Below are 766 nucleotides of genomic sequence, written 5' to 3'. Positions count from 1 at the left end.
AAGGAATGTTCAATGAAATCAACAATCAGGCGCAGCCAGCGGGATTACTCGCTGGCCTTCAAGTTGTCGGTGGTCGACCAGGTCGAGCGCGGGGAACTGACCTACAAAAAAGCCCAGGAGCGCTACGGGATCCAGGGACGCAGCACGGTCCTTTCCTGGCTTCGCCGGCATGGTCGGCAAGATTGGTCAGCTGGGGCATCATTGCCTCCCATGAGCACTGTCCCCAAAGCCGGGGCGGCCAAGCCGCTTACGCCGGAACAACAGATCAAGGCCCTGCAGGTCCAGTTGCGGGAGGCAAACGAGAAGGCGCAGCTCTTCGAGGCCATCGTGGATGTTCTCAAAGAGGATTACGGGGTGAAAATCGTAAAAAAGCCTTCCGGCAAGTCCTCACGCAAAGGCGCCTCAAAGGCGTAAGCGTGGCGAGGGCTTGCCGCCATTTCGGCATCAGTCGGCAGGCGTTCTATCAGGCGGGGCATCGCTATCAGCGGAGAGTTGCTGCTGATGCGACGGCACTGGCACTGGTGAGCGACTGCCGCGCGCGCCAGCCTCGAGTAGGTACGCGCAAACTGCACCATCTGATTGAGCCGAAACTGCAGGCGGCGGGGATCGATCTCGGGCGTGACCGGCTATTTGACGTGCTGCGAGAGGCACGCCTGCTGGTGCCGCAACGTCGCGCGTATCACAAGACCACCGATAGCCATCATCGCTTCCGCAAACATCCCAACCTGCTCAAGCCCGGAGAGGGCTGCGTAGTTCCCAATGGTTG

General features: G+C 60.3%; 1 pseudogene. It reads left to right on the top strand.

The annotated features are described in order from the left end of the window. Positions 1-12: 12 nt before the first annotated feature. A pseudogene (locus tag IAE56_RS21190) lies at positions 13-766 on the top strand (IS3 family transposase); the annotation flags it as partial.

This window comes from Stenotrophomonas sp. S41 (assembly GCF_016624625.1).
Taxonomy (GTDB): domain Bacteria; phylum Pseudomonadota; class Gammaproteobacteria; order Xanthomonadales; family Xanthomonadaceae; genus Stenotrophomonas.
Note: the sequence above shows the minus strand (reverse complement) of the source record. Positions and strands in the feature narration are given on the sequence as shown.